Below are 25977 nucleotides of genomic sequence, written 5' to 3' on the forward strand. Positions count from 1 at the left end.
ATTGACTGCTGCACAACATACTCCCTCGATTGTAGAAAGCGCCCAGCCGCAGGATGCGGAAACTGCGGGCCGTCGCTGGATATGGGGCAGCGAGGAAGACACGCAGCGGTTTGCGCAGCAGCTTGCAGACCATCCCGCGCTGCGCAACGCCTACGTCACGCTGCACGGCGACCTGGGCGCAGGCAAGACCACGCTGGTGCGGCACTGGCTGCGCGCACTGGGCGTGCAGGGCCGCATCAAAAGCCCCACCTATGCCGTGGTGGAGCCGCATGAGGCGCCGGACCTGGCCATCTGGCACTTCGACTTCTACCGCTTCGATGATCCGCGCGAATGGGAGGACGCAGGATTTCGCGATATTTTCGCCAGCCCCGGTCTCAAGCTGGCAGAATGGCCCGAAAAGGCCGCAGCGCTTACGCCTGCGGCAGATATAGCTATTCATATCGAAGCAATCGACGAGACGCAGCGCCAGGTGACCTTGCTCGCCGGCACGCCCGTCGGACGCGCCGTGATCCAAGCACTCAAGGCATGAGCGACGCCAACTCCTCCTCCTATCCGTCCGGCCTGTCGCGCCGCAATCTTTTGCAGGCGGGCTCCATCGTGCTGCTGCTGGGCCGCCAGCACATCGCGCACGGCGCCACCATCGTGGCCGTGCGTGTCTGGCCCGCGCCCGAATACACGCGCGTGACCATAGAGTCCGACCGGCCGCTGGCTGCCAAGCAGTTCTTCGTGGACCAGCCCCCGCGGCTGGCCGTGGACATCGAGGGCATCGACCTCAATCCCGCGCTGCGTGAACTGGTGGCCAAGGTCCGCTCCGACGATCCCAACATCGCCTCCATCCGCGTGGGCCAGAACTCGCCCAGCGTGGTGCGCCTGGTCATCGATCTCAAGCAGCCCGCCAAGCCCCAGGTCTTCACGCTGCAGCCCGTGGCGGCCTACAAGCACAGGCTGGTGTTCGACCTGTACCCCGCCAAGGCCGTGGACCCGCTGGAGGCGCTGATCAGCGAGCGCCTGCGCGATGCCTCCGGCGACGATACCGCTGTCGCATCGGCACCGCCGCCGCCTCCACCACCGCTGCCCCGGCCCTCAGGCTCCACGGCGCCAGCCCCCGACCCGTTGGGCGACCTGATCGCCCAGCACAGCAGCGGCTCCGGCGGCAAGACGCCTGCACCGCCCGCCGTGGTGGCACAGGCACCTTCCCCTGCGGCTCCGGCCCCGGCGCCTCGCCCTCCCGCGCCTGCGCCCGTTCCGGCCCCTGCCCCGATCGCCGCGCCCAACATCGCCACCTCGCGCCAGACCGACCGCATCATCATCGTGGCGCTGGACCCCGGCCACGGCGGCGAGGACCCCGGCGCCACCGGCCCCAGCGGCACGCGCGAAAAGGACGTGGTGCTCAAGATCGCCCACCTGCTGCGCGACCGCATCAACGACACCCGCATCGGCGGCAGCCCCATGCGCGCCTTCATGACGCGCGACGCCGACTTCTTCGTGCCCCTGGCCACGCGCGTGGAAAAGGCCCGGCGCGTGCAGGCCGACCTGTTCATCAGCATCCACGCCGACGCCTTCACCACGCCGGCCGCGCGTGGTGCCAGCGTCTTTGCGCTCAGCGACAAGGGCGCCTCCAGCACGGCCGCGCGCTGGCTGGCCAACAAGGAAAACCAGTCCGACATCGTCGGTGGCCTGAACATGGGCTCGCAGGACCAGCATGTGCAGCGCATGCTGCTGGACATGAGCACCACGGCCCAGATCAAGGACAGCCTCAAGCTCGGCGGCGCCCTGCTCGGCGAGATCGGCAACATGGCCAAGCTGCACAAGCCGCGCGTGGAGCAGGCCGGATTTGCCGTGCTCAAGGCGCCCGACATTCCCAGCGTGCTGGTGGAAACCGCCTTCATCAGCAACCCCGAGGAAGAGGCCCGGCTGCGCAGCAGCGCCTACCAGGTGCAACTGGCCGACGCGCTGATGCGCGGCATCCGCAACTACTTCGCGCACAACCCGCCTCTGGCACGCAGCCGCTCCGTCTGACAGAGCCAAAAGGCACGAGCGCATGGCACGGGCGCAGGCCGCGGGCGATGCCGCCCGCAGCCGCTGTCGGACGCCAAAGACGCGACACTTCCGAGCCGCCCGGCGGCAGCTCGGGCAGATCTCCTACCGCCGCCGCAAGCTCTGAATGAGAGCATGCAAACATGTTCCACACAGTGCTTGCGCCACACGCCACTCACGGCGACAAGGCAGGCCATCACAGGAGATGAACATGAAGACACGCCTTTATTCCATTGCCGCCGCAGCAGCTATTGCCCTGTTCTCTGCCGGCTGTTCCACCAATCCCAGCAGTGCACAGATCGGTACCGGCGTAGGCGCCGTGGCCGGTGGTGTCGTGGGGGATGCCCTGTTCGGCAGCACGCTGGGCACCGTGGGCGGTGCAGCCGCCGGTGCACTGATCGGTAACGAGGTGGGCAAGCGCAACGACCGCCGCTGATCCCCACTCCCGCTCCATGAAAAAACCCCTTGCGCCATGAAGGTGCAAGGGGTTTTTTCTATGCGCTGAAAGCTCAGGCAGCCGTCTTGGGCGCGCGCCCCGCGCGCCAGGCGCCAAAGATGGCGATCAGGCCCGGCACCAGGATCAGGCCCCAGATGATCTTCTCCAGGTTCTCGCGCACCCAGGGCAGGTTGCCGAAGAAATAGCCGGCTGCGCTGATGCCGAACACCCAGACAATCGCCCCGCCCACATTGAAGGCAGTGAACTTGCCCCGGTTCATCGCGGCCACCCCGGCCACGAAGGGCGCAAAGGTGCGGATGAACGGCATGAAGCGGGCTAGCACGATGGTGATGCCGCCATAGCGCTCGTAGAACGCGTGGGCCTGGTCGAAGGCGCGGCGGTTGAACCAGCGCGAGTCCTCCCACTGGAACACCTTGGGCCCTATGTAGCGGCCGATGGTGTAGTTGCACTGGTCGCCCAGCACGGCCGCCACCAGCAGCACGGTGCAGGCGATCGAATAGTCCATGAGGCCCACGCCGCACAGCGCGCCGACGATGAACAACAGCGAGTCGCCAGGCAGAAAGGGCATGACCACCACGCCCGTCTCCACGAAGACGATGAGAAACAGCAGCGCATACACCCAGGGTCCATAGGCCACGACAAAGGCCTCCAGATGCTTGTCGATGTGCAGGATGAAGTCGATCAGGAACTGAATGATTTCCAAAAGAGAGTCCTCCGCGGCGGGCGCCGCACCGGCCCGTACTGTACTTCGCCGGCATGCCCCCACGGCCGAGCCGGAGCCGGTCAGGCCATCGCACACACCGGCGCTTGCAGGAATCTACAAATGCTTGAAATCAAGCTTGTTTTGTTACACAACTTGATAAAACTCTACGAAAAACTCATGAGTGCGTCAGCTTTTTGCAGGCAAAGTGCTTCCATGCCGTCGGCAATGCCGGCCCGGCCTCACCACCATCGCCAAGACACAAGGAAGCAAGCCATGAACAAGACCCTTCGCACTTTCGCGCACAAGTCCGAACGCCAGTCCGGCTCCACGATGGGCCGCACCCTGGCCATCGCCGCCCTGCTGACCGGCGCGCTCGCGATGGGCGGCTGCGCCCACCGCCCCAACAATGCGCAACTGGGCACGGGCGTGGGCGCCGTGGCCGGTGGCGTGCTGGGCAGCGCGCTGTTCGGCACCACGCTGGGCACCGTGGGCGGCGCCGCGGCCGGTGCGCTGGTCGGCAACCAGATGGGCAGCAACAGCGACCGCGCAGGCCGCCGCCGCTGACCCTGCAGCCACCCTCATTCAAAGAGTGCCCCCGGCTCCGGCCTTTGTTGCCGGGGACGCCTCTTGGAGCCGCTTTCGCGGCTCCTTTTTTTTGCGGGCGCCGGCGCCGCACACCCCATTCCCACAGCCCGCAAGCGGTGGATGCGAGCCCCTAGAATTGCCGCGTGAACGCATCCATCCCATCCTCCGACACCCTCCCCCGCCGCCCCATCCGCGACCTGCCCGACGAGCTGATCAGCCAGATCGCGGCCGGCGAAGTCGTCGAGCGCCCTGCCTCGGTGGTGCGCGAACTCGTGGACAACGCACTGGATGCGGGCGCCCGCCAGATCAACGTGCGGCTGCTGGCCGGCGGCGTGCGGCTGATCTCGGTGGAGGACGACGGCGGCGGCATCCCGCGCGACGAGTTGCCCGTGGCATTGCGCCGCCATGCCACCAGCAAGATCACCGACCTGCACGACCTGGAGACCGTGGCCACCATGGGCTTTCGCGGCGAGGCGCTGGCGGCCATCTGCTCGGTGTCCGAGGCATCCATCCTCTCGCGCCCTGCGGGCCAGGACTCGGCCTATCTGCTCGATGCGCGCAGCGGCGAGCTGCGCCCCGCCGCCCGCAACCAGGGCACGACGGTCGAGGTCAAGGAGCTGTTCTTCTCCACACCGGCCCGCCGCAAATTCCTCAAGAGCGACGCCACGGAGCTGGCCCACTGCATCGAGTCCGTGCGCCGCCATGCGCTGGCCCGGCCCGACGTGGGCTTTGCCATCTGGCACGAAGGCAAGCTGGTCGAGCAGTGGCGTGCCGCCGGCAGCATGTCGGATGAAGCCCTTGCGCGCCGCCTGGGCGATGTGCTGGGCGACGCCTTCGTGCAGAACTCCGTGACGGTGGAGCACTGGTCGGGCGCCGTCCACGTCACGGGCCGCGCGGGCATTCCCGATGCGGCGCGCTCCCGGCCCGACCACCAGTTCTGCTACGTCAATGGCCGCTTCGTGCGCGACAAGGTGCTGACCCACGCCTCGCGCAGCGCCTACGAGGATGTGCTGCACGGCCACAAGCAGCCCGTCTATGCGCTGTATGTGGAGATCGACCCTGCGCGCGTGGACGTGAACGTGCACCCCACCAAGATCGAGGTGCGCTTTCGCGACAGCCGCGAGGTGCACCAGGCCGTGCGCCACGCCATAGAGAACGCGCTGGCCGCCCCGCGCGCGGCCGCCGCCGCAGCCGCTGCCGCCGAGGAAGCCGCCCGCACCCCGGAGCTGGCCCCTGCCGCACCGGCCACCGCGCCCAAGGTGGCGGCTCCCGCCTGGCCCCAGGCGCGCATGAGCTTTGGCGATGAACAGGGCGGCCACAAGGTCAGCAACATAGCGGGCCTGTGGGCACCCATGCGCGAAGCCGCGCCGGCCCCCGTGGCGCTTCCCGCACAGACGGCCATGCAGACTGCCGGTGCTGCCGAAGACCCGGTGGACAGGCCCGGCGTGCAATGGCCTGCCGGCGATGTGCCCGCCAGCTATGCACCCGCTGCACAGCCCCAGCCAGTCACCGTCACCGAGCCTTCACCTGCGAACTTCACGCCCCCGGCAGCGGACACCCCTGCCGCTGCCGAAGAAACCATCTGGCCCCTGGGCCGCGCCGTCGCCCAGATCCACGGCGTGTACATCCTGGCCGAGAACGCCCAGGGCATGGTCGTGGTGGACATGCATGCGGCGCACGAGCGCATCGTCTACGAGCAGCTCAAGAATGCCGTCAACGCGGCAGAGCAGATCCCCAGCCAGCCGCTGCTGATTCCCGCCACCTTCGCCGCCACACCCGAGGAAGTGGCCACGGCCGAGGCCCATGGCGACACGCTGCAGGCGCTGGGCATGGAGGTTTCCCCCTTCTCGCCCAAGACGCTGGCCGTGCGTGCCGTGCCCGCCACCCTGGCTCAGGGCGATGCCGTGGAGCTGGCGCGCAGCGTGCTGGCCGAGCTGGCCCAGCACGACGCCAGCACCGTGGTGCAGCGCGCGCGCAATGAGATCCTGGCCACCATGGCCTGCCACGGCGCCGTGCGCGCCAACCGCCGCCTGACGCTGGACGAGATGAACGCCCTGCTGCGCCAGATGGAAGTCACCGAGCGCTCCGACCAATGCAACCACGGCCGCCCCACCTGGCGGCAGATGAGCATGAAGGAGCTGGACGCGCTGTTCCTGCGCGGTCGCTGAACCTGCGCGGCTGCCGCCAGCGCCGTCAGCACCGTCAACGCCGTCAGTCGCGCATGTTCGCGAAGGCCGCCAGCTGCTCGTATTTGCGGTCTTCCTCGGCGATCAGGCGCGCCAGGTCCTCGCGGCCGGAGGCGGGCACCATGCCTGCATCTTCCAGGCGCTTGCGCACGGCGGGCTCGGCCAGCGCCTCCTGCAGGGCCGCCGTGATGCGCTGCGCGGTGGCGGCGGGCAGTCCGCGCGGCGCCATCAGCGCAAACCAGCCCACCAATTCATAACCGCGCAGCGGCGCCATTTCGGCCATGGCTGGAACCTGGGGCAAGGCGGACAGGCGCTGCGCGCTGGTGACCGCCAGCGGCACGATGCGCCCGCTCTGCAAAAACGGTTGCGCCGCCGTGGGCGAGAGCATGGCCAGGTCCAGGCTGCCGCCCGCCAGGTCGCTGGTCAACGGCGCCACGCCGCGGTAGGGCACATGGGTGATGGAAACACCCGCGCGCTGCTTGAACAGCTCTCCCGCGAAATACAGGGTCGACCCCACGCCCGAGCTGCCGTAGCTGAGCTTGCCGGGCCGGCGCTTCGCCAGCTCCAGCAAGTCGGCCATGCTCTTCACGCCCAGGCCCGGGCGTGCGGCCAGGATCAGCGGGCCGGTGGCCACCAGGCCCAGCGGCGTGAAATCGCGGCGGCCGTCGTAGCGCTGCGCGGGGTTGACGATGCGCGTGGCCACCAGCTCGTTGCTGGCCCCCACCAGCAGCGTATAGCCATCGGCCGGTGCCGAGGCCACGCGCTGGGCCGCAATGGCGCCGGCCGCCCCACCCACGTTGTCCACCACCACCGTGCCGCGCAGCCGCGCGGCCAGCGCATCGCCCACCACGCGGGCGACCAGGTCCACCGAACCACCGGCCGGGTATCCGACGACCAGCTTCAAGGGCTTGGCAGGAAAGCCGACCTGTGCAGCAGCCGGCAGGGCCAGCCCCAGCGCGGCGGCGCCCAGGAGGGTGCGGCGGCTCAGGACCTGGCGGGCCTCGGAGGAAAGAGGAAATGCAGTGCGCATGGTGGCATTCGCAGGTGAAGTCGTGAAAGGAATCCGGTGCGGGCGCGGCGCCTCAGGCGGCGGACAGAAAACGCCGAGCCAGCTTCACCCAGTAGGTGGCGGCCAGCGGCAGGATGCGGTCGTTGAAGTCGTAGCCGGGGTTGTGGACCATGCAGCCGCCCGTGCCATGCATGTCGCCCACGCCGTTGCCCACGATCAGGTAGCTGCCCGGGCATTGTTCGAGCATGAAGGAGAAGTCCTCGCTGCCCGTCAGCGGCTGCAGGTCGGGGATCAGCGCCTGCTCGCCCAGCCAGTCGCGCGCCACCTCGCGGGCGAAGGCCGTGCTGGCCGCATCGTTGACCAGGGCCGGATAGCGCCAGCGGTAGTCCACCACGGCCTCGGCCCCCAGCGTGGCGGCCTGGGCATGGGCCAGCGCGGTGATGCGTTCGCGCAGCAGGGCACGCACCTCGGGCCGGTAGGCGCGCACGGACAGGCGCAGCTCCACCTCGCCAGGGATCACGTTGGGCGCATCGCCGCCATGGATGGCGCCCACGCTGACCACGGCCATGTCACGCGGATCGACATTGCGCGAGACCACGGTCTGCAGCGCCAGCACCAGGTGGGCCGCCGCCACCACCGGGTCGGCCGACAGATGGGGGGCCGAGCCATGGCCGCCCTTGCCGCGCACGGTGATGATCACCGTGTCCGACGAAGCCATGAACGAGCCCTCGCGAAAGCCGAACTGTCCCTCGGCAAAGCCCGGCATGTTGTGCAGCGCAAAGATGGCATCGCAGGGGAAAAGATCGAACAGGCCATCCTCCACCATCTTGCGCCCCCCGCCCAGGCCCTCCTCGGCCGGCTGGAAGATCAGGTGCAGCGTGCCGTCGAAGCCGCGCGCCTGGGCCAGCTCGCGCGCGGCGGCCAGCAGGATGGCGGTATGGCCGTCATGCCCGCAGGCATGCATGCGTCCCGCGTGGCGGCTGGCATAGGGCAGACCGGTCTGCTCGTGGATGGGCAGCGCGTCCATGTCGGCACGCAGGCCCAGCCGGCGCGTGCCCGTACCGCAGCGCAGCGTGCCGACCACGCCCGTGCCTCCCAGGCCCCGGTGCACTTCATAGCCCCAGGAGGCCAGGCGCTCGGCCACCAAGTCGCTGGTGGCGAACTCCTCGAAGGCCAGCTCGGGATGGGCATGCAGGTGATGGCGCAGGGCCACCATCTCGGCCTGCGTGGCGCGTATGCCGGCAAGCACCGGATCGGCGGCTTCGGCCATGGTGGAAACGGGCGGGTCAATGTTCATGCCCGCAGTCTAGGAAGCGTGGGCAGCGGGTGGAAGACCACCAGCGCCTGCCCTGCCAGGCATTGCCTGTCATCCCCTGAACACCTGCACGCGCCAATCACGGGCATGGCACACATGGCACGAAACCTGCAAGATCGGCCCATGCATTCCCAGCCCCACCCCGATGCCGGCCCCGCAATGAAGCTGCACCAGATGCGCTACCTCGTCGCCGTGGCCGGCTGCGGCAGCGTGCGCGCCGCGTCACGCGCGCTGGGCATCACGCAGTCGGCCATCACCCAGGCCCTGCGCGAGTTGGAGGAAGGCCACCGCCTTGCGCTGTTCGAGCGCCAGAGCAGCGGCATCGTCCTCACGCCGGCCGGGCGCACGCTGCTGCGCCACGCCCAGCTGATCACCGGGCAGATGGCCCAGGCCGAGGATGAAATGGCCCGCCTGCGCGACACCTGCGCCGTGGCGCGCCTGTGCGTGGGCGTGACGCCCTGGGTGGGCCAGAGCCTGCTGCCCCATGTGCTGCGCGCCTTCCGCGCCGAACTGCCCCAGGTGCGGCTGGAGCTGTTCGAGGGCCTGTCGGCCGTGGCCCATCCGCGCCTGCGCGAAGGCACGCTGGACCTGCTGATCGGCCGCGTGCCTTCGGGCCCCTCGGGCGGCGACCTGCATGGCACGCCGCTGTTCCGCTACGACGCCACCGTCGTGGCCCGCACCGGCCACCCGCTGGCAGGCGCCCGTTCGCTGGCCGAGCTGATGGACTGCGACTGGCTGCTCAACTACACGCCGCCTGAAGAAGACGACCTGGTGCGGCGCCTGTTCCTGCGCCACGGCCTGCCCGTCCCCGTGGGCCACATCCACCTGGTGCATTCGGCATCGCTGCTGCTGCACCTGATCGCGCACAGCGACATGCTCTCGTTGTGCCCCTGGCCGCTGATCGAATCGGGCGTGCCCCAGGGCACCCTGGTGCCGCTGTCCCTGCGCGAGCAGTTCGAGCCCCACACCGTGGGCGTGGTCCAGCGCGGCCACGGCCCCCTGCCCTGGGTGGCCGAGCGCTTCGTGCACCACCTCATGGAGCAGGTCCACGCCTGCCGCCACAGCCCGGACCCGGTGCTGCAGCGCGTGTTCCGCTCCATCGACGTGCTGGCCTGAGGGTGCCTCAGCGCAGCGCGGCCTGGGCCACCGGCACGTCAGCCGGCACATCCCAGCCCCCGCCCAGCGCCCGGATCAGGCCCACGGCGGCCTGGTACTGCGCGGACTTCACCTGCAGCGCCTGGCGGCGGTTGCGCAGTTCGCTGCGGCGCGCATCCAGCAGGTCCAGCTGGCTGACGTAGCCATTGCGGTAGCGCGTGTCCGACAGGCTGGTGGCACGCTTGGCGGCCACCACGGCCTGGCCCTGCACGGTGGACTGCTCCTGCAGGATGCGGATGGATGACAGCTGGTCCTCCACCTCCTGGAAGGCCACCAGCGCCTGCTGGCGGTAGGCGGCCAGCGCGGCATCGAGCTGCGCGCCTGCGGCCTGCACGCCGGCCTCGCGCCGGCCGCCGTCGAACAGCGGCAGCGACAGCAGGGCGCCCACGCCCCAGGAGCGCATGGACCACTTGAACAGGTCACCGACCTCGGGCGAGGCGTGGCCGGCCGCGCCGGTCAGCGAGATGCTGGGGAACCAGGCTGTCTTGGCCACGCCCACGCGCGACTGGGCGGCGAACACGGCGCGCTGCGCGGCCGAGATGTCGGGCCGGCGCATCAGCACCGTGGCCGGCACGCCGGCTGGAATAGAAGGCAGAGCCGTGGTCCAGGCGCCTTCGCCCAGGCCGAAGCGCGAGGCCGAGTCACCCACCAGCACGGCCAGCGCATGCTCGACCTGGGCGCGCTGGCGGTCCAGTGCCAGCGCGTCCGATTCGGTGGCCGACAGCTCGGCCTGGATGCGGGCCACGTCCAGCTCGGCAATGTCGCCGGCCTGCAGCCTTCGCTCCGACAGGCGCAGCGTGTCGCGGTAGGCCTCCACGGTCTCGCGCATCAGGGCGCGCTCGGCGTCCAGCGCGCGCAGTTGCAGATAGGTCTGTGCGACCTCGGCCTGCACGGCCAGCCGCGTGCTTTGCAGCAGGGCCTCGCGGCCCTCGGCATCCAGCCGCGATGCGTCGGCCGCCTGGGAAATGCGGCCGAACAGATCGACCTCATACGACAGGTTCAGTCCCGCATTGACCAGGGTGGCCGGCCGCGTGCCCGAGGCCTTGTCCAGCCCCGCGCCGCGCGTGGCCCCTGCGCCCAGGCCCAGTTGGGGCAGGCGCTCCGCATTGGCGCTGCGCGCCAGGGCGCGGGCCTCGGCCAGGCGTGCGGCCGCGGCCTGGATGCTCTGGTTGTCCAGCGTGGCCTTGTCCACCAGCGCGTTCAGCGCCGGGTCGGCAAAGGCCAGCCACCATTGGCCGCGTGCCTGGGCTTCGGCGGGCAGGGCCTGGGTCCAGCCCGCCTGCGGTGCGGCGCCCTGCTCCTTGAAGGCGGGGGCGGCCGGCAGCTCGGGCAGGCTCTGGGACACGCTGGCGCAGCCGGCCAGGGCCAGCGCCGCCACCAGGGGCAGCAGACGCCTGGACAGTTTCGAAAGCGATGGGATCTTCATGATCGGTTCCTGTTCTTGTGGTGTGGGCTCATTCATGCTCGCCACGCGCAGCAGAGGGCATGGGCAGCGCGCCGCCACCCGAGGCATGGCCGTGGGCGGGTGCATGTGCAGGGGCCTCTTCCTCCATCTCGGGCCCATGCTGCTTGAGCGGCCGGTTGCCTGCCAGGCGGCGCATCAGCACGTAGAACACGGGCGTCAGGAACAGGCCGAAGGCCGTCACCCCGATCATTCCCGAGAACACGGCCACGCCCATGGCGCGGCGCATTTCCGAGCCGGCGCCCGTGGACAGCACCAGGGGCAGCACGCCCATGACGAAGGCCAGCGATGTCATCAGGATGGGGCGCAGGCGCAGCCGGCTGGCCTCGATGGCGGCTTGTATGGGCGTGCGGCCCTCGAACTCCAGCTCCCGCGCGAACTCCACGATAAGGATGGCGTTCTTCGCACTCAACCCCACCAGCACGATGAGCCCGATCTGCGTGAAGACATTGCTGTCCCCACCCGACAGCCAGACGCCGGTCATGGCCGCCAGCAGGCCCATGGGAACGATCAGGATGATGGCAATCGGCAGGGTCAGGCTCTCGTACTGCGCGGCCAGCACCAGGAAGACCAGCAGCAGGGCCAGCGGGAACACGATCACCGCCGAATTGCCGGCCAGGATTTCCTGGTAGGTCAGGTCGGTCCATTCGAAGTCGATGCCCTTGGGCAGGGTCTCGGCCGCGATGCGCTTGATGGCGTCCTGCGCCTGGCCCGAAGAGAAGCCCGGTGCGGCACCGCCGTTGATGTCGGCCGTGAGGTAGCCGTTGTAGCGCATGGCGCGCTCGGGGCCGAAGCTGGAGTCCACCTTCATCAGCGCCGACAGCGGAATCATCTCGCCCGAGCTGGAGCGCACTTTGAGCATGCCCACGTCCTCGGCACGCGCGCGGTAGGGCGCGTCGGCCTGCACGCGGACGCTGTAGGTGCGGCCGAACTTGTTGAAGTCGTTCGCATACAGGCTGCCCAGGTAGATCTGCATGGTGTCGAAGATGTCCGTCACCGGCACGCCGAGCTGGCGCGCCTTGGTGCGGTCGATGTCGGCATACAGCTGGGGCACGTTGACCTGCCAGCTGGTGAACATGCCGGTCAGCTCGGGCGTCTGGTAGGCCTTGGCCATGAAGGCCTTCACGGCCGCATCCATCTGGTCATAGCCCAGGGAGGCGCGGTCTTCCAGCTGCAGCTTGAAGCCGCCCGTCGTGCCCAAGCCCGCCACGGGTGGCGGCGGGAACATGACGATGAAGGCGTCCTGGATGCCTGCGAAGGCCTGGTTGAGCTGGCCGGCCACGGCGCCGCCGCTCTGGTCGGCGCGCTTGCGCTCGTCGAAGGGCTTGAGCGTGGCGAAGACGATGCCCGAGTTGGAGCTGTTGGTGAAGCCGTTGATGGACAGGCCCGGGAAGGCGATCGTGTCCTCCACGTTGGGGTTGTCCTTCATGATCTCGCCCATGCGGCGGATCACCTCGTCCGTGCGGTCCAGCGTGGCGCCGTCAGGCAACTGGGCAAAGCCGATCAGGTACTGCTTGTCCTGCGCGGGCACGAAGCCCGAAGGCACGGCCTTGAACAGGCCGAAGGTCACGGCGATCAGCGCCAGGTAGATGGCCAGCATCAGCGCCTTGCGCGAGATCACGCGGCCCACGCCGCCGCTGTAGGCCTCGGAGCCCCGGTGGAACATGCGGTTGAAGCCGCGGAACAGCCAGCCGAAGGCCCGGTCCATGCCGCGCGTCAGCGCGTCCTTGGGCGCATCGTGGCCGCGCAGCAGCAGGGCCGCCAGCGCGGGCGACAGCGTCAGCGAGTTGATGGCCGAGATCACCGTGGAGATGGCGATGGTCACCGCAAACTGCTTGTAGAACTGGCCCGTGAGGCCGCTGATGAAGGCCAGCGGCACGAACACCGCCACCAGCACCAGAGCGATGGCGATGATGGGCCCGGACACTTCGCGCATGGCGCGATAGGTGGCGTTGCGCGGCGTGAGACCGGCCTCGATGTTGCGCTCCACGTTCTCGACCACGACGATGGCGTCATCCACCACGATGCCGATGGCCAGCACCAGGCCGAACAGGCTCAGCGCGTTGATGGAAAAGCCCAGCAGATGCAGCACGGCAAAGGTGCCGATCACCGACACCGGCACGGCCAGCAGCGGGATGATGGAGGCGCGCCAGGTCTGCAGGAACAGGATCACCACCAGCACCACGAGCACGATGGCCTCCAGCAGCGTGTGCACCACCGATTCGATGGAGGCGCGCACGAACTGCGTGGGGTCGTAGGCGATGCGGTACTCCAGGCCCTCGGGCATGTTCTTGTTCAGGGCCTCCATGGTCTTGCGCACGTTGGCCGAGATTTCCAGCGCATTGGAGCCCGGCGCCTGGAACACGCCCATGCCCACGGCCGGGTCGTTGTTCAGCAGCGAGCGCAGCGAATAGTCGGCCGCGCCCATCTCCAGGCGGCCGATGTCGCGCAGGCGGGTCACGGCGCCGTCGGAGCCGCTCTTGACGATGATGTCGCCGAAGTCCTCCTCGCTTTGCAAGCGGCCCTGGGCGTTGATGGACAGTTGCATGTCCACGCCCGGCAGCCCCGGCGAGGCGCCGACCACGCCGGCCGCAGCCTGCACGTTCTGGCCGCGGATGGCAGCCACCACATCGCTGGCCGACAGGCCGCGCTGCGCCACCTTCTGCGGGTCCAGCCACACGCGCATGGCGTAGTCGCCACCGCCGAAGATCTGGATCTGACCCACGCCCTCGATGCGCGCCAGCGGGTCCTTCACGTTCAGCACCGCGTAGTTGCGCAGGTAGTTGATGTCATAGCGCTGGTTGGGCGAGACCAGGTGCACCACCATGGTCAGGTCGGGTGCGCTCTTGACCGTGGTGATGCCCAGGCGGCGCACTTCCTCGGGCAGGCGCGGCTCGGCCTGCGAGACGCGGTTTTGCACCATCTGCTGCGCCTTGTCGGGGTCGGTGCCCAGGCGGAAGGTGACGGTCAGCGTCATCACGCCGTCGCTGGTGGCCTGGCTGCCCATGTAGAGCATGCCTTCGACGCCGTTGATCTGCTCTTCCAGCGGCGTGGCCACGGTCTCGGCGATCACCTTGGGATTGGCGCCCGGGTACTGGGCGCGCACCACCACGGACGGCGGCGCGACCTCGGGGTATTCCGAGATCGGCAGCCCGCCCATGGCGATCAGGCCGGCGATCAGCATCAGCAGCGAAAGCACGCCTGCGAAGATCGGCCGGTCAATGAAGAATTTGGATAGGTTCATGGTGTTTGGCTCCGCCACGGCAAAGCGCGGCCCATGCCGCCTGCGGTCAGGCGGCATTTCAGAGGCAGGAAAGGTGTGCGGCTAGATCAGGACTTGGTTGCGTCAGCCACTTGTTCGGCTGCCTGCCGGGTGCCCGGCTGGCGCGCATCGGCCCGCGCATCCATGGACACCTCCTTGGGCGCGACCAGGGCGCCGGGGCGGATGTGCTGCAGGCCGTTGACGACCACGCGCTCGCCGGGCTGCAGGCCCTGGGTCACGTTGCGCAGGCCGTTGACCGAGGCGCCCAGGGCCACCTCGCGGTAGACGGCCTTGTTGTCGCCGCCCACCACCATCACGTACTTCTTGCTCTGGTCCGTGCCGATGGCGCGCTCGCTGACCAGCAGCATGCTGCTGTCGCGCGCCTGGCCCATGCGGATGCGGGCGAACTGGCCGGGCATGAGGGCGCCGTCCTTGTTGTCGAAGGCGGCGCGCACGCGCACCGTGCCGCTTCGGGCATCGACCTGGTTGTCGATCAGCTGCAGCCGGCCCTCGAAGGGCGTGCTGCCGGCCGTGGCCGTGCCCATCTGCACGGGAATGCTGTCGATCCTGGCGCGGTTGCCCGCGCCGCCGCCCAGTTCCTTGAGCGCGCGCGTGATGACCTGCTCATCGGCATCGAAGCTCGCATAGATGGGGCTGACCGAGACCAGCGTGGTCAGCACCGGCGCGCCCGGGCCTGCGGCCACCAGGTTGCCCACGGTGATCTCGCGCTTGCCGATGCGGCCCGACACGGGGGCGCGCACCTGGGTGTAGCCCAGGTTCAGCCGCGCCGATTGCAGGGACGCCTGGGCCGCGCGCAGATTGGCCTCGGCCTCGCTGCCTGCGTTGATGCGCTCGTCCAGCTCGCGCTGGGCAATCGCCCGCTCGTCCCACAGGCGGCGTGCGCGCTCCTGCTCGCTGCGCGCATAGGACTGGCGTGCCTGGGCCGAGGCCACCTGCGCTTCGGCACGCTCGACCTCGGCCGCATACGGTGCGGGGTCGATGGTGATCAGCAGATCGCCCTGCTTGACCAGCGCGCCCTCGCGAAAGTGCACGGCCTGCACGGCGCCAGCCACGCGGGAGCGGATGTCCACGCGCTCCACGGCTTCAAGGCGGCCCGAGAACTCGTCCCAGGCGGTGACCTCGCTTTCGGCGACCGTGGCCACCGACACGGGCGTGGCGGCGGGCTGGGCGCTGGCGGGCACGTCATCGGCCTTGGCATCGAAGCCATGCAGGCCGAACAGGCCGGCGCTGACGGCGAGGATGGCCGCAGCGGCGGCAGGCAATCTCCAGCCCTTGCGCTGGACGGAGACGGAGGAAGAGGATGAGGTGGATTCGGTGGACATGGTGTTTTTTTGCGAAATTCAGGGAACACGATGCCCGCCCGGCGCCTGAACGCGCCGGGAAGGCGGAAGGGGAAAACGGGGCAGCAGGTGTCGCCGGCTGCGGCGGCGCGGGGCCTAGCCCGGTGCTGCGGGCTTGTTCATGGTGGCCTCGAAGAAGTCATGCACATGCTGGGACACGGCGGCGCTGCAGGCCGTACAGGCCTCGGCCTCGGACAGGGCCTGCGGCCAGTTCGACGCGCTGGGCAGCACATGGCTGCTGGCCGTCACCCCGGCCGCGCGCAGGCGGGCCGCATAGGCCTGGGCCTCGTCGCGCAGCGGGTCGTCACCACCCACCAGCACCAGGGCCGGCGGCAGCTGGGCCAGGCGCAGCGAGCTGCCGGGCACGGCATAGGGATGCATGGCGTCCTTGGGGCAGCTCAGGTACTCGCGCCAGCCCGTGGCCCAGCGGCATTCGCCGGCCTCGGGCGTGGCCTCGCGCTGCGAGGCGGTGCCGGTGCAGGGATCGAGCATGGGCGACACCAGGATCTGGCCCGCCAGCGGCGGATGGCCCCGGTCGCGCGAGATCACGGCCACGGCGGCGGCCAGGTTGCCGCCGGCTTCTTCACCCGCGAGGAACAGCGGCGCGCCCTTGCCCGCCATCTTCACGCGGTGCTTGTACAGCCACTGCAGCACGGCGTAGCCCACCTCGATGGGCTGGGGAAACGGATGCTCGGGCGCCAGCGGGTAGGCCAGCGACACCACGACGGCGCCCGCCTCGGCCAGCAGCCGGCCGATGTAGCGCCCGTTGTCCAGCGTGCCGCAGACAAAGGTGCCGCCATGGAAATGCAGCACCAGCGGCGAGACCGTGCCGGGCCTGCGCTGGCCATAGGCGCGCGCAGCCACGGTGCCGTGCTCGGGCAGCTCGATGGAGAATTCTGTTTCGGCAATCTGCGCCCCGGCGGCGGGGCCGTTCGGAAGCGACGGGGAAGTGGACATGGCGCGAACCTGCGGCAATGGTCGATGGTTGGAATATAGGCGGCGCCGGCCATGTCTGAAATAGCAACGCAGCCATCGCTCTGTTTCCGTTTCACGAACAATCGCCCGATACCGCGCATGTGAGAATTCCGCCGAGCCGGCATTCCCTTGCCGGGCGCTGCAGGAGCAACTTTCCATGGACCAGATCCAGGCCATGCGTGTCTTCGTTCGCGTGGTGGAAGCCGGCAACTTCACCCGCGCCGCCGATTCGCTCGACCTGCCCAAGGGCACGGTCACCAAACAGATACAGGCGCTGGAGGCGCGCGTGCGCGTCAAGCTGCTCAACCGCACGACGCGGCGCGTCACCGTCACGCCCGATGGCGCGGCCTACTACGAACGCGCGGCACGCCTGCTCAACGATTTCGACGATCTCGAAGCCAGCATGGTCAACACCCAGACCGCGCCCAGCGGGCGGCTGCGGCTGGACGTGGGCAGCTCCATGGCCCGGCTGATCATCATTCCGGCGCTGACCGAATTCTGCGAACGCTACCCCGACATACAGATCGACCTGGGCGTGGGCGACCGCCTGGTGGACCTGATCAGCGACAACGTGGACTGCGTGATCCGCGGGGGCGAGCTCAGCGACCAATCCCTGGTGGCGCGGCGCATCGGCTCGATGAACTGGGTCACCGTGGCCTCGCCTGCCTACCTGGCACGCCACGGCGTGCCCCAGCACCCTTCCGAGCTGGATACGAAGCACCAGATCGTCGCCTTCTTCGCGGGCCATACGCGGCGCATGTACCCGCTGGAATTCCAGCGGGGCGATGAATCCATCGAGGTGGCAGGCAACTACCGCATTGCGGCCAACGACAGCAATGCCTACACGGCCGCCGTGCTGGCGGGCTTTGGCATCGCGCAGCTGGTCACGGCCTTTGCCCAGCCGCTGATCGACAGCGGCGAACTGGTCGAGGTCCTGCCCGAATGGACACAGCCGCCGCTGCCCATTCACGTGGTCTATCCGCCCAACCGCCACCTCAGCGCCAAGGTGCGGGCCTTCGTGGACTGGGCCGCCGACCTGTTCGCGCGCCATCCCCAGCTGCAGCGCAGCTGAAAGGCCGTCGATGGGATGGCCGGGCGGGCCCAAGCCCCGCCCGGCTGCAAGGCCTTCCTAGCCACTCTTCATGTCAGCTGGCATGGCGCCAGCCATTCCCATTCGCCATGACCATGCACGCCACCGGATACGGCTGATCCAGGCCGCGGCCTGCCCGCTCACTGCGGCACGCAGGCCCTGCCCATGCACCAAATACCGTCGGCACCTCTCTGGAAATGCACCGAAAAACGGCATTCAGGCACCAAGCACGGGCACCGTTCACCAAAACGATGCATGACGGCATAACTTTTTGGCATAATTTTGGTTTGCACTCACCCCTTCCCGCAGCCGTTTTTTAGTCAGAGGTTTTTCCATGAAGTACGAGTCCGTCGGCCAATTCCTTGAAGAAGTGGCGCAACGCAACCCCGGCCAGCCCGAATTCCTGCAAGCCGTCACCGAAGTGATGGAAAGCCTCTGGCCCTTCATCGAGAAGAACCCCAAGTACGCCGAACTCGGCCTGCTGGAGCGTCTGGTCGAGCCCGAGCGCGTGGTCATGTTCCGCGTGAGCTGGACCGACGACAAGGGCCATGTGCAGGTCAACCGCGGCTTCCGCATCCAGCACAGCATGGCCATCGGCCCCTACAAGGGCGGCCTGCGTTTCCACCCCTCGGTCACGCTGTCGGTGCTCAAGTTCCTGGCCTTCGAGCAGACCTTCAAGAACGCGCTGACCACGCTGCCCATGGGCGGCGGCAAGGGCGGCTCGGACTTCGATCCCAAGGGCAAGAGCCCCGCTGAAGTCATGCGCTTTTGCCAGGCCTTCGTCACCGAGCTGTTCCGCCACGTGGGCCCGGACACCGACGTGCCGGCAGGCGACATCGGCGTGGGCGGCCGCGAAGTGGGCTTCATGGCCGGCATGTACAAGAAGCTGTCCAACAGCGCCGCCAGCGTGTTCACGGGCAAGGGCCTGTCCTTCGGCGGCTCGCTGATCCGCCCCGAAGCCACCGGCTACGGCACCGTCTACTTCGCCCAGGAAATGCTGGCCACGCGCGGCCAGTCCTTCGCAGGCAAGACCGTCTCCGTCTCGGGTTCGGGCAACGTGGCCCAGTACGCCGTGGAGAAGGCCCTGCAACTGGGCGCCAAGGTGGTGTCGGTCTCCGACTCCTCGGGCACCGTGTATGACCAGGACGGCTTCACCACCGAGAAGCTGGCCATCCTCATGGACGTGAAGAACCACCGCTACGGCCGCGTGGACGAGTACGCCAAGCTGGTGGGCGCCGAGTTCCTGCGCGGCAAGACGCCGTGGCACCTGAAGGTGGACGTGGCCCTGCCCTGCGCCACGCAGAACGAACTGACCGAGGAAGACGCCAAGGTGCTGATCGCCAACGGCGTGGTCTGCGTGGCCGAAGGCGCCAACATGCCCTCGACCATCGAAGCCGCCAAGGCCTTCGAGAAGGCCGGCGTGCTGTACGCACCGGGCAAGGCCAGCAACGCCGGTGGCGTGGCCACCTCGGGCCTGGAGATGAGCCAGAACGCGGCCCGCCTGTCCTGGCCCGCCGAGGAAGTCGATGCCCGCCTGCTGCAGATCATGCAAGGCATCCACGCCGCCTGCCTGAAGTACGGCAAGCGCGAGGACGGCACGGTCAGCTACATCGACGGCGCCAACATCGCCGGCTTCGTCAAGGTGGCCGACGCCATGCTGGCCCAGGGCGTGATCTGAGCATCAACGCTCCCCATCCCTGACGAAAGCCCATGCAGCCTGCTGCATGGGCTTTTTTCATGGCTGGGCCGCACCACAGAAAGCGCGACGGCCTTCGCTATTGAAAGCCAATTCTCAGAATTGCTCAGATTCGCCGGCCAACGGGAGAGGACACTCAGCGCGCCCTGTCTCCACCCCCGTTCCCCATGCTCCCTGGACCCATCACCAAAGCGCTGCTCGTCGGCGCCGCTGCCCTGTCGCTGGGCAATGCCTTCGCCTATGAATCCCTCGGCTTCAAACCCAATCTGGATGTCAACGGCAACTGCAGATCCACGACTGACACGACGCCTTCATCGCCCTACTATTTTTTCTCCGCACAGATGGTCGGCGGCACCACCCGCTGCGGCACCGACAGCAACGGCTGGATGAGCTTTCGAATCAGCGGCTCGGCCTATCCCTTTGCATCCTGGTCGGTGTCGGCTCTCACCGGAAAGATCAATTTCCAATCATTCGTGATGCGCAACAGCACGGCCAATCCGTTGCAACTGACCATCACATCGGGCGCCGTGACGTACACCAAGACGGCACCGGTGGGCATCTCCACCATTGCGCTGGACGAGCCCATCACCAACAGCAGCACCGTGAAAATCACTTTCTCGGCCGCCGACATTGTGGGTGCGGCTCTGCAGTCCGTTTCCGTCGAGCCCTTCATTCCCCTGAGCATCAGCCCCTCGACCTTGCCCAGCCCCCAGGTCGGCAGCCTGTACTCCCGGACGCTGACGGCAACCGGCGGCCTGGGCGCACCCTACACGTTTGCACTGCAAAGCGGAGCACTGCCTGCAGGCCTTGAGCTCGACCCCGCCACAGGCACGATCAGCGGCACGCCCACGGCCGCAGGCAGCACCTCGTTCACGGTCCGGGTCACCGACAGCAAAGCCAATACGCTGGACCGCAGCTACACGCTCAATCCCATCAAGATCCCCGAGCCCCAGGCAGCCACCGTGACCGCGACGCCGACAGTCGTTGCCGTGGGCGAAACCACCACCCTGGCCCTGAGCGGCGGCATAGGCAATGCCGCCCCCGCCTTCCAGCTCCTGAGCGGGCCATGTACGGTCAGCGGCAACCAGTTGACCGGCACGGCCACGGGCACCTGCGTCGTGCGGGGGACCAAGGCCAGCAGCGATCCCTTGAACTACGCAGCCGCAACCGGCACCGTCTCCGTGACTGTTCTCGGCCTCACACAGCACGCCGATGGAACGAGCAGGACACAGTTCACGCAAGGCCAGCCCAATGGCACCTGCACCTTCCGCCATGTCGCATTCACCAGCGCCCTGCCCGGCCCCTTGCCCGCCGGCTTCACGGCCGTGCCCGACATGCCCAGGCCCGTGCTGGAGTTTGAGACCCGGGACTGCACCGTCGGCGACACGCTGACCATGCAGGTGACGCATGCAGACGTGCCCGCAGGTGCCGTTCTGCTGAAATGGAAGCCGCTGGCAACGCCTGCCCAGTGGGTGAAGATTTCCAGCTTCAATGGTGGCACTGCCAGCTACACCGTCACGGACGGCGGCGATGGCGACGATGACGGAGCCCAGGACGGCGCCATCCTCGACCCCGTGGTCGTGGCCATGCCTGCGGCAGCCGCCACCACCACCGCAGTGCCCACCCTGTCACAGTGGTGCCTGATTGCCATGTCGGCCCTGCTGGCCCTGTTCGGCATGACCCGGATGCGGCGCCGCCAGGTCTGACGCGCGCGCTCCATTGCGGGCCGTGCCAGGCGATCAGAAGCCGGCCCGGCCTGCCCACGGGCCGAAGGCAACGTGTTTGCGCACGCTGCCTTTTTTGCTGCCTGCTACCTGTTCCTACTACCTGTCGCGCACCGCATCGGCCAGCGCCGCCCAGGCCTTGAGCGTCAGCGCATGCGTGAAGGCCGCGCCCGCCACCGGGTGCGATGACAGCTTGACCACCACCATCTGCGCGGCCGGGTTCACGTGGATGAACTGGCCGTGTATGCCGGCGGCCTCGTAGGCGCCGTCGGCGTTGTGCAGCACCCACCACTGGTTGCGGTAGCTGTAGCCGGGCCGCGCGGCCTGGATGCCGCGGAACTTGAACTGCTCGCGGTCGCCGCCGCGCGCAATGTCGTCCAGCACCGCCTTGTCGAAGATCTTGTGGCCGTTGAAGCTGCCGCCCAGGCGCAGCATCTCGCCCACGCGCGCCAGGTCACGCGCCGTGGCGTTCAGGCCCGCGCCCTGCAGCGGCGTGCCGGTGCTGTCCACCATCACATAGGCGTCTTCCTGCATGCCCAGCTTCTGCCAGATGTTCTCGCTCATGAGATCGCTCCAGCGCCGGCCCGTGACGCGCGAGACGATCCAGCCCAGCACCTCGGAGTGCACGGTGCGGTAGACAAAGCCCTCGCCATGCGTGCCTTCCTTGGGCAGCGTTTTGAGGAAGTCGTAGACATTGGTCGGCCCCGCGTAGCCGGGCGGACGCGGCAGCATGCCCGAGGCCCAGGAGTAGCCGAAGATCTCGGTCTTGGGGTCGGTGTAGTCCTCGCGAAAGCGCACGGCGCCCGTCATGTCCATGACCTGGCGCACCGTCATGTCGCCCCAGGCCGAGCCTTCCAGCTCGGGCACGTACTTCGTCACCAGCGCCTGGGGGTCGATGCGCCCCTCGTGGGCCAGTTGCGCGGCCATCAGGCCGGTGAACGACTTGGTGACCGAGAACAGCAGGTGCGGCGAGCTGGCCTGCATCTGGTTCTGGTAGCGCTCGAAGACCACCCGCCCCTTGTGCAGCACCACGATGGCGTCGGTATAGGTGCGGTCCAGCCACTGGTCCACGGTGACGGGCTGGCCCTTGTCGTCGTCAAAGCGCAGGCCACCCAGGGCCATGGACGCTTCGGGCAGGGCCGAGGGCGCCGCCGCGCCGCGCCGGATGTTCTGCGTGGGCTGGATTTCGCGCAGGTGCTGCACCACCCAGCGCAGTTGCGGATAGCGGTAGCCGTTGGACACGTCCACTCGCTTGTCGGCGGCCGGAGGAAAGCCCTGCATCAGCCTCAGTTGCTCCAGGCGCACGCTGTCGGGCGGCGGCAGCGCGGGCGCTGCGGGGGCCTGTGCCTGGGCCGCCACCCAGCCGGGCTGTAGCGCCAGCAGGGCCAGCAGGGCCAGCAGGGCCATGGCATGCCGGGAACGCCGAAAGAGCGGACTGACCATCGTTGTCTCCTTGGTTTTGGAAACGGCCAGTCTTGCAGAAAGCCCTCGGCCGGTCACGGGTGTTCGCCCGCCCGCAGGCCGCAAGGCTGTCGTCTGCGCGACGAAGGTTTCAGCGGCGCATCAGGGCGGAATCGCACCAGCGCTGGGCGACCTGGGGCGAGGTCATGCAGACCGTGTCGTGCGTCACCGTGGTCACGGCGCGCTCCAGCAGCTGGATGTCGGCCTCGTGCTGGCGCGCCACATGCGGGTCCTCGAAGAAGATCACGCGCTGGCAGCGGCGGTCCAGCACCAGGTCGGCGATCTGCGCATCGCCGCCCAGCGGGCCGCTGTTGTAGCGGTCCACCCAGGGCCGGTCCTCGGGCCAGCCACGGCTCCAGGCCATTTCGTTGAGGCGCTGGCCCGTGGTGCCCGTGCCCACGCGCCGGCCAAAGCGCGACAGCAGCTCGAAGTTGCGCGCCGCGAAATCCAGCATGGTGGGCTTGAGCGCATCGTGGGCGATCAGCGCCAGCGTCTGCTGCGCATAGTCATGGAAGCGCTGTGCGCCCGCATCCCTGGGAAGGCCGGCATGGATGCGCTCCATCTCGATCCAGTCGCGCGCCGAGGCCACGGTGGACAGGAACGGCTTGCCGTGGATCACGCATTGGCGCTTGAGCGCCACGGCCTCGGGGAAGATGGAGGACGGATCGACGGGGTCGGTCAGATAAATGGCGCCGTCAATCGTGCGCTCGTCGCCTTCCACGCCCACCACCTCAGCCACCAGCTTCATCAGCCCGCCTTCGCGGCCATAGGGATAGCGGCGCAGGCCCCGGTAGGACGCCAGCATGCCGGCGGCCTGGATGGCGTCGAAGGTACGGCCCACGGCATGCAGGCCCAGCTGCAGCTCGCGGATGCCGGACTCGCAGGCGCGCAGCCAGCCGAACAGTGCGGCATCCTCGGTTTGGTGGTGGATTCGGTTGGCGGCCAGGCCCAGGCGTATCGGCATACAGGTTCACTCATCAACAGTGGGGAGAGGTCCGCATCGCCTTGTCGGCCCGCGAACCAGCGGCAAGAATAGCGCCAATCCATGACAGCGCCGGCCCGCAGGGCAGCGGCGCTGAACTTTTGGCCGGCCCGTGCATCCATTGTTGCGTCATGCCCTCAATGCTTCCCTTTCTGTGGCCCCGAAGGCGCCTGCACCGGATCACGGCGGCGCTGGGCGTGGCCGCGCTGCTGGCGGCCAGCGGCTGCTCCGTGCTGGACACCAAGCAGCGCGAATGGATCTTCCAGCCCAGCGACCGCAGCTGGCCCGGCGCCAACACGGCCGGCATGGAAGATGTCTGGATCGACATGCCAGCGCAGGACGGCGCCCGCCTGCATGCGCTGTGGCTGTCCCAGCCGGCCACGGCCGGCAACGCCCCCGTGCTGCTGTACCTGCATGGCGCGCGCTGGAACGTTGCCGGCTCCTCGCCGCGCATCCGGCGGCTGCACGAACTGGGCTTTTCGGTGCTGGCCATCGACTACCGGGGCTTTGGCAAGAGCAGCGCCGGCCTGCCGTCCGAGGAATCGGCCGCCGAGGACGCACGCGCAGGCTGGGACTGGCTGGGCCGGCACGCTCCGGGCCGGCCGCGCTTCATCTTCGGCCATTCGCTGGGCGGCGCCATCGCCATCGACCTGGCGCGCAGCGTCCAGGATGAGGCCGGCGTCATGGTCGAGGCCACCTTCACCAGCATTCCCGACGTGGTCCGCAGCTTCCGCTGGGGCTGGCTGCCCGTGGGGCCGCTGATCACGCAGCGCTTTGCCTCCATCGACAAGGTGGCCGGCATAGGCTCGCCGCTGCTGGTCGTGCACGGCAGCGCCGACCCGCTGATCCCCGCCACGCTGGGCCGCCAGCTTTTTGACGCTGCCAGCGAGCCCAAGCGCTTCGTGCTCATCGAAGGCGGCAACCACCACAACACCCAGTCGCGCGCCATGGAGCAATACCGGCAGGCGCTGGACGAGCTGTTCGGGCTGCGCCTGCTCGCACAGGCGCCCACAGCGCCAGCAAGCCCGCGCTGAGCGGCGCAGCCTGCGCCGCCTTCCGCGCTACGGGCAGCTTGCCGCGTTCTGCGAGATCACGGCGCGCAACTGCCGCGTGGTGGTGCTGTCATCCGGGCCCAGCGTGTTGCGCGTGTAGCGGCAGCCATAGGTGGGCGCGGCCACCGTGGCGGCCGTCTGCACATCGTCACCGCCCGGCTTGGCGCCGCCCTGCTCCCACTGCACCATGGCATCGAAGGCTTCCACCTGCTCGGCCACGGTGAAGTCGCAGTGCGATGCGCCGCGGATGGCGCGCTGCACCAGCCACTGGCTCCGGCCCTTGTCGGCCACGCGGCGCTGGTAGATCTGCTCCATGCTGAAGGGCACATACAGATCGCCCAGCGTATGCAGGGTCACCACGGGAATGTTGATATCGCCGGAAGTCACGGGAATCCAGCGCAGGCCGTCGCGGCGCGGCCGGTTGGCATCGGGCGCGGCCGTGCGCTTTTGCGCGGCGGCATTGAGCGCGGCCGAGGCCGCGGCATCCCCGTCGATGCGGTAGGTGAAGCGGTTGGTGTCGGCCACGTTGCGGTTCAGGATGCCGTTGACCGAGCCATCGCTGCCGAACACGCCCCAGACCGGCGCGAACGAGCCGCCCACGGCCACGCCCAGATCGAACAGCGGGCGCGGGCCACCCGTGAGGTTCTGGATGACCGACAGATAGGCGCGCCCCGTCGCGGTGGGAGCCGACGGAAAGGTGGTGAACAGGGCCGAGGTCACCTGGCCCTGGATGGCGGCCCACTCGGTGACGGGGCGCTGGGCCACGCCGGCCATGGCCTGCGCGGTGACCTGGGCCGCGGCGAAGTAGTCGAACAGTTCGGTATCTCCCGTCACGCCGCACATGGGCACGGCGCCCTGGTAGCGCACCTTGTTCCTCGCGGTGGCCTGGGCCTCGGCCTCGATGGCCGCCGCCGTGACATGGCCGCCCATGGAATGGCCGGTGATGTACAGGCGCTGCGGCTGCGCCAGCGGCCGGCCGTGGGATGCGGCCAGGCGGTTGAAGGCCAGCGCCAGCGCATTCGTGTCCTCAACGCCGGCGCGCACGTCGTAGTAGTTCTTGCTGTAGCTGGACGCCGCCCAGGCATAGCCGTTCTGGATCAGGTACCGGCGTATGGACGGATTGGTGACGTTGAGCGCACTGCCCTCGCCCGCATAGCCGTGGGCATACATCACCAGGCGGCCATTCCAGTTGGCCGGCACCTCGATGCGGTAGGCCGCGCCTTCCAGCACACCGGCCCAGCGGCTGGTGCTGGCGTTGTCGACCACATCGCCCGAAGCGGCGGCCAGCGCGTCGAAGCTGGTGGCCGAAGGATTGGCCGGCGCAAAGCTGCGGCTGTCCTGTGCCCGCGTCTCCTCGGGCGCATCACCGTCCCCCCCGCCGCAGGCCGCAAGGCCCGTGGCCGCCAGCAGACCGAGATACTTCCAACGATTCCAACGCAGGGCTCGCATAAGACTGTCTCCTTGG

General features: G+C 68.7%; 20 protein-coding genes. 10 read left to right on the plus strand and 10 right to left on the minus strand.

The window, feature by feature from the left end; all coding sequences use genetic code 11:
• Position 1: 1 nt before the first annotated feature.
• The 3 genes from tsaE to A4F85_RS24105 all read left to right on the plus strand — a co-directional run bounded on the left by tsaE (position 2) and on the right by A4F85_RS24105 (position 2473).
• Positions 2–529: a tRNA (adenosine(37)-N6)-threonylcarbamoyltransferase complex ATPase subunit type 1 TsaE gene (gene tsaE, locus A4F85_RS24095; RefSeq protein ID WP_034396474.1), complete on the plus strand. Its 528-nt coding sequence runs from the start codon at positions 2–4 to the stop codon at positions 527–529.
• Positions 526–2019 carry an N-acetylmuramoyl-L-alanine amidase gene (locus tag A4F85_RS24100; protein ID WP_043819191.1) on the plus strand — a complete coding sequence of 498 codons (1494 nt, stop codon included), beginning with the start codon at positions 526–528 and terminating at the stop codon, positions 2017–2019. The genes tsaE and A4F85_RS24100 overlap by 4 nt, the downstream gene beginning before the upstream one ends.
• A 229-nt stretch (positions 2020–2248) precedes the next feature.
• The gene (locus A4F85_RS24105; RefSeq protein WP_012206927.1) at positions 2249–2473 is read left to right on the plus strand and encodes a glycine zipper domain-containing protein; all 225 of its coding nucleotides are present in this window, start codon (positions 2249–2251) and stop codon (positions 2471–2473) included.
• A 73-nt stretch (positions 2474–2546) separates the two neighbouring features.
• Here the strand turns inward: A4F85_RS24105 and A4F85_RS24110 are convergent, their stop codons facing one another.
• A complete protein-coding gene (locus A4F85_RS24110) occupies positions 2547–3197 on the minus strand; it encodes a DedA family protein (protein WP_043782650.1) in 651 nt (216 codons plus the stop codon).
• 273 nt (positions 3198–3470) lie between these two features.
• On the opposite strand from A4F85_RS24110, the gene A4F85_RS24115 reads away from it, so the two are divergent.
• Positions 3471–3761: a glycine zipper 2TM domain-containing protein gene (locus A4F85_RS24115; protein WP_013801089.1), complete on the plus strand. Its 291-nt coding sequence runs from the start codon at positions 3471–3473 to the stop codon at positions 3759–3761.
• 164 nt (positions 3762–3925) lie between these two features.
• Positions 3926–5950 (plus strand): DNA mismatch repair endonuclease MutL, encoded by a 2025-nt coding sequence (gene mutL / locus A4F85_RS24120; protein WP_063328083.1) that lies wholly within the window; start codon positions 3926–3928, stop codon positions 5948–5950.
• A gap of 43 nt (positions 5951–5993) precedes the next feature.
• Here the strand turns inward: mutL and A4F85_RS24125 are convergent, their stop codons facing one another.
• The gene (locus tag A4F85_RS24125) at positions 5994–6998 is read right to left on the minus strand and encodes a Bug family tripartite tricarboxylate transporter substrate binding protein (protein ID WP_063328084.1); all 1005 of its coding nucleotides are present in this window, start codon (positions 6996–6998) and stop codon (positions 5994–5996) included.
• A 52-nt stretch (positions 6999–7050) separates the two neighbouring features.
• Positions 7051–8274, minus strand: a complete 1224-nt coding sequence (locus tag A4F85_RS24130; protein ID WP_063328085.1) for a M20 aminoacylase family protein — start codon at positions 8272–8274, stop codon at positions 7051–7053.
• Between the two features lie 114 nt (positions 8275–8388).
• Between A4F85_RS24130 and A4F85_RS24135 the strand changes: the two genes are divergently transcribed.
• Entirely contained in the window at positions 8389–9408 is a 1020-nt protein-coding gene (locus A4F85_RS24135) for a LysR family transcriptional regulator (protein ID WP_063328582.1), read from the plus strand.
• Positions 9409–9415: 7 nt separating this feature from the next.
• Here A4F85_RS24135 and A4F85_RS24140 read toward each other — a convergent pair whose 3' ends face one another.
• The 4 genes from A4F85_RS24140 to A4F85_RS24155 form a co-directional block, all read right to left on the minus strand.
• A complete protein-coding gene (locus tag A4F85_RS24140; RefSeq protein WP_063328086.1) occupies positions 9416–10873 on the minus strand; it encodes an efflux transporter outer membrane subunit in 1458 nt (485 codons plus the stop codon).
• Positions 10874–10901: 28 nt separating this feature from the next.
• On the minus strand, positions 10902–14153 hold the full coding sequence (locus A4F85_RS24145) for an efflux RND transporter permease subunit (protein ID WP_013801083.1): 3252 nt from the start codon (positions 14151–14153) through the stop codon (positions 10902–10904).
• 86 nt (positions 14154–14239) lie between these two features.
• Complete coding sequence (locus A4F85_RS24150) at positions 14240–15514, minus strand: efflux RND transporter periplasmic adaptor subunit (protein ID WP_063328087.1); 1275 nt, start codon at positions 15512–15514, stop codon at positions 14240–14242.
• A gap of 114 nt (positions 15515–15628) precedes the next feature.
• Complete coding sequence (locus tag A4F85_RS24155) at positions 15629–16489, minus strand: alpha/beta hydrolase (protein ID WP_043819199.1); 861 nt, start codon at positions 16487–16489, stop codon at positions 15629–15631.
• Between the two features lie 175 nt (positions 16490–16664).
• On the opposite strand from A4F85_RS24155, the gene A4F85_RS24160 reads away from it, so the two are divergent.
• The 3 genes from A4F85_RS24160 (at position 16665) to A4F85_RS24170 (ending at position 20999) form a co-directional block, all read left to right on the plus strand.
• Positions 16665–17579, plus strand: coding sequence for a LysR family transcriptional regulator (locus tag A4F85_RS24160; protein ID WP_043819201.1), 915 nt, complete (start codon positions 16665–16667; stop codon positions 17577–17579).
• Positions 17580–17931: 352 nt separating this feature from the next.
• The gene (gdhA, locus tag A4F85_RS24165) at positions 17932–19275 is read left to right on the plus strand and encodes an NADP-specific glutamate dehydrogenase (protein WP_013801081.1); all 1344 of its coding nucleotides are present in this window, start codon (positions 17932–17934) and stop codon (positions 19273–19275) included.
• Between the two features lie 185 nt (positions 19276–19460).
• Positions 19461–20999, plus strand: a complete 1539-nt coding sequence (locus A4F85_RS24170) for an IPTL-CTERM sorting domain-containing protein (protein ID WP_063328088.1) — start codon at positions 19461–19463, stop codon at positions 20997–20999.
• Between the two features lie 117 nt (positions 21000–21116).
• Here the strand turns inward: A4F85_RS24170 and A4F85_RS24175 are convergent, their stop codons facing one another.
• Together A4F85_RS24175 and A4F85_RS24180 are read right to left on the minus strand one after the other, a co-directional pair.
• A complete protein-coding gene (locus A4F85_RS24175) occupies positions 21117–22460 on the minus strand; it encodes a serine hydrolase domain-containing protein (protein ID WP_063328089.1) in 1344 nt (447 codons plus the stop codon).
• 109 nt (positions 22461–22569) lie between these two features.
• On the minus strand, positions 22570–23442 hold the full coding sequence (locus A4F85_RS24180; RefSeq protein WP_043819204.1) for a methylglyoxal synthase: 873 nt from the start codon (positions 23440–23442) through the stop codon (positions 22570–22572).
• Positions 23443–23591: 149 nt separating this feature from the next.
• Here A4F85_RS24180 and A4F85_RS24185 point away from each other — a divergent pair, with 149 nt between their 5' ends.
• A complete protein-coding gene (locus A4F85_RS24185) occupies positions 23592–24494 on the plus strand; it encodes an alpha/beta hydrolase (protein ID WP_063328090.1) in 903 nt (300 codons plus the stop codon).
• A gap of 27 nt (positions 24495–24521) precedes the next feature.
• Here the strand turns inward: A4F85_RS24185 and A4F85_RS24190 are convergent, their stop codons facing one another.
• The gene (locus tag A4F85_RS24190; protein WP_012206947.1) at positions 24522–25961 is read right to left on the minus strand and encodes an alpha/beta hydrolase; all 1440 of its coding nucleotides are present in this window, start codon (positions 25959–25961) and stop codon (positions 24522–24524) included.
• Between the last annotated feature and the right edge of the window lie 16 nt (positions 25962–25977).

Source organism: Delftia sp. GW456-R20, assembly GCF_001622915.1.
Lineage (GTDB): Bacteria > Pseudomonadota > Gammaproteobacteria > Burkholderiales > Burkholderiaceae_C > Comamonas > Comamonas acidovorans.